We start from the raw sequence: 3,381 nt of genomic DNA on the forward strand, positions 1-3,381 counted from the left end.
CGGCCGGCCCTCGGCCGTGTGGTCGTAGCTGCGGATCGCGAGCCGGCACGCCCACGCCCGCACGGTGCCGGCCGGGATGGACAGGTAGCGCTCGGCGTCCGCGGCGCTGATCAGTATCAGGTCAGGGGCGTCGGCGAGCTCATGCCCGCACGCCTTCACGTCGTAGCCCGCGGCGTGCCGGCGACAGTGCCGGCGCACGGTGGCGGCCGGCCGGGCGAACAGGGCCGCGATCGCGGAGGTGTCGGCGATCGTGGTCCCGTCCGGTTGGTGGTCGATTTTCACCCTTGCGGCGTGTTCTTGCCGAAGGCCTTGAACGCGGCGGCGACGTTCGGGGGCAAGAGCGTCATGCCGGGCTCGCGCTCCATGGCGGCCTTGAACTCCTCGCGCAGCGCCTTGGCCTTCGCGCGCTCTTCGAGCTGGGAGTCGATCCAGCCGCCGACGAACAACACGGCGACCGAGACCAGCACGACGGTCACGATCCAGCGCCAGTCCAGGCCCCACACGGCCGCGATGGCGACCACGAACGGAGCGATGACCGCGGGCGCGGTCACGACCTTCAGGCACGGTCCGGTCTTGTTGGGCATGGTTCGTCCTCTCATGACACGTTCGCCAGCGGGTTGCGGGCGATCTCGATCAGTTCGGCCCCGGTGTAGCGATGCCCGCAGCCCGAGCAGCGCAGGGCCGGGGGCACCATCGGCTCGTCCATCGCCCGCGGTGGGAGCTCGGGCAGGAACAGCGGCGCCGCGCAGCGCCAGGTTCCGGCCGGGGTCTCGCGGCCTTCGTCGTCGACCAGGACGCGGCAGCTGCCGACCGGCGACGGGCTCGGATCCCCCAGCGCGGCCCTGAGCTGGCCGCTGACGGCTCGCAGCGTCGTGTAGGCCTCCGGCACCCAGGGTTGGGCCGCCAGGACGCTCACGGCCCCGTGCAGCCACGAGGACAGGTCGGCGACGGTGTGGCGCCGCGTGGTGTCGAGCCGCAGCGCGATGCCGAGCAGCACCATCGCCGGCGGGCGCGGCGCGTGCTCGACGTCGTCGAGCCCGAGCACCGCCGATCGGGAGCGTCGGTCGCGCAGCACCAACACGTGGTCGTCGCCGGGCGAGCGGCTACCGAACGCGGGCGGGCCGAGCGGCTCCAGGCCACCGTTTCCGCGGCTGGCGGACAATCGCCGATACAGCACTGGAATGCTCGCGATCACCCGAATGTCGCCGGGCCGGTTCGGGTTATAGACGCTGCCGGTATTGCGCGGGTCGAGCATGTCGCGCAGCCGGTCGTGGTCGACGTAGCAGAGCAGGCCTACGTCAGCGCGGCGGTGACAGCCCAGGGCACAGCTCATACCGAACGCACCTGACGCCGCATGTTCTGGTTCGTCACCTGGACCGCCTCCTCGCGGTCGTCGTACAGCGTGACGCCCGGGGGAGCCACTCGCGGCTGTGCTCCGAGACCCCGTCCGACGGCGACGACCACCGGCACCATCCCGGTCTCGCGGCTCTCCCAACCGATCACGACCGAGAGCTGTGCACTGCCCTTCTCCACGGCCCACAGCGGGTACGTCTGTGGGGTCATGTACTGGATCATGTCCGGCCTCTCGTATCGATCTTGTACTCGATCACTAACCGTCCAGGTGTCCAGAAGTCCAGTCCCCCTAGGGAGGGGGGACTGGACTGGACTTCTTGACAGGCACACCCGCCGGACTGGACTGGACTACTGGACTTTTGAACTGGACACCCTCTGACCTGCGAAAACGCTCGTTCGCCCGATTCCAACTGGACGAACTGGACTCTGAACTGGACATCAACATCTCAAGATCAGAGTCCAGTTGCCAACTGGACTCATGCCGATCTCGGCATATACGCAGGTCAGGAGGCACTTTTCAGCCCCAAACGCTCAACTTCCGCCGATGCGAGGATGAACCGGGATTTGTCCATGTCGATGAGCACGGCGTCGTGCTCCAGGTCCCGCCACGCCTCGAAGAACAGTGCCCTCGACATCGGCTTGCCGCGACGGCTGCGATCCCTCTCCATGACGTAGGACTTGATCTCTCCCTTGGTCCCTCCGACGCCACCGTTGAACCCGGCGTAGATCCATTTCGCGAGCCGGTCGCGGGCAGTGCTCTGTTCGTCGACCGTCGGCTCGAACGCGAACGGGTCGCCGGCGTTCGCCGTCTCCCCGGGCGCCACGAGCACAGCTGAGCCGCGGGCGCCGAGACCGACCTTCACCATGTCCAGCCGGATGGGTTCGAAGTCCTCCTGGTCCTTCTGCTTAGTGGACAGGACAGTGATCTTCCCGCGCCCTTCCTTGGTCACCTCGATCTCGGCGTCCATGGCGGCGATGACCGAGGAGTGCCCGCGTCCGTGGTCCCCGTTGTGGCCCTTGTGGTGAACTAGCACGACGCACGCGCCGGTCTCCTGGCGCAGGAGCTCGGCCCGGTGCACGAGCATGCCCATGTCCTCCGGACCGTTCTCGTTCGATCCAGCCGTGACCCGGGCCTGGGTGTCGATGACGATGAGCGCGGGCTTGAGCTTGGACATCGCGGCCACCCAGATCAGCCACTCCCGCTCTTTCACCTGCACCGGCCGGGGCAGGAACTTCACCCGCGTGCCGAGCTCAGCCCCGTGGTGCTGCTCCCAGGCCCGGACGCGTTTGCGGATCCCAGCGGCGCCTTCGGCGACCATGTACACCACGTCGCCCTGTGAGCAGTCCCGTCCGTGCCAGGACTTGCCCAGTGCGACGTGTCCCGCGATATCGATCATGAAGAACGACTTGCCGTGCCCGGACTTACCGATCACCCGGGCCAGGGAGTTCCGGTCCAGCAGACCGTTCACCAGCGGAACCGGTGGTGGGATCTTGTCCAGGTCCGAGGCCGGGATCAGCTCGGCAAGAAGGGCATCAACCGGGTCTGGATCAGCGGCAGGCCCCGATTCCTCCTCGTCTTCCTGGTCGTCGTCAGGCTCTTCGGACGATGCGAGGAGCTCGGACACTCTGTTCCGGTCCATCGACGGCAGCTCGGCCGGCTCGTCCAGGATCCCGACCGCGGTCATCGCGTCCCGGTTGTCGCCCGCGTGGTCGTAGGCCGCGACCACCTGAAGCTTCGACCAGTCCTTGCGCGCGGACAGCTCGGCCGGCGGCGAGTCGGTCCAGATGTGCAGCACGCCGCCGGTGACCTCACGTAGCCCGCACCCGGGCTCGTGCGCGGTCGCCGACTTCGGTGAGGACCAGTCCCCGGGCCGGGTCCAGATCTCGCACCCGCACTGGTCGGTTTTCCCCGAGGTGGTCCAGCCGTAGCGGGCCAGGATCTGATCCCAGGTGGTCACCGCGGACCAGTCCTCGATCCGGTCGTCCCCGCCCGCCACGTGCTCCCGGTGCCGGTCGATCCGCTCGGCG

5 protein-coding genes are annotated in these 3,381 nt (G+C 68.3%); all 5 read right to left on the bottom strand.

From position 1 onward, the window contains the following. On the bottom strand, positions 1-282 hold a 282-nt coding region (locus VK611_26145), incomplete at its 3' end, for a hypothetical protein (GenBank protein HMG44843.1). Beyond that, the gene (locus tag VK611_26150; protein ID HMG44844.1) at positions 279-584 is read right to left on the bottom strand and encodes a hypothetical protein; all 306 of its coding nucleotides are present in this window, start codon (positions 582-584) and stop codon (positions 279-281) included. The genes VK611_26145 and VK611_26150, both read right to left, overlap by 4 nt. A gap of 11 nt (positions 585-595) precedes the next feature. After that, positions 596-1,333 carry a hypothetical protein gene (locus tag VK611_26155; GenBank protein ID HMG44845.1) on the bottom strand — a complete coding sequence of 246 codons (738 nt, stop codon included), beginning with the start codon at positions 1,331-1,333 and terminating at the stop codon, positions 596-598. Next, positions 1,330-1,563, bottom strand: a complete 234-nt coding sequence (locus VK611_26160; protein HMG44846.1) for a hypothetical protein — start codon at positions 1,561-1,563, stop codon at positions 1,330-1,332. Before VK611_26160 ends, VK611_26155 begins: the two co-directional genes overlap by 4 nt. Positions 1,564-1,856: 293 nt before the next feature. Further along, positions 1,857-3,381 (bottom strand): AAA family ATPase (locus VK611_26165; protein ID HMG44847.1); only part of this gene is annotated, 1,525 nt, incomplete at its 5' end.

Source organism: Acidimicrobiales bacterium, assembly GCA_035316325.1.
Lineage (GTDB): Bacteria > Actinomycetota > Acidimicrobiia > Acidimicrobiales > VFJN01 > DASXTK01.

Coding starts and splice junctions, on each gene's coding strand:
- VK611_26150 (HMG44844.1), bottom strand. CDS start 584: ATGCCCAACAAGACCGGACCGTGCCTGAAGGTCGTGACCGCGCCCGCG.
- VK611_26155 (HMG44845.1), bottom strand. CDS start 1,333: ATGAGCTGTGCCCTGGGCTGTCACCGCCGCGCTGACGTAGGCCTGCTC.
- VK611_26160 (HMG44846.1), bottom strand. CDS start 1,563: ATGACCCCACAGACGTACCCGCTGTGGGCCGTGGAGAAGGGCAGTGCA.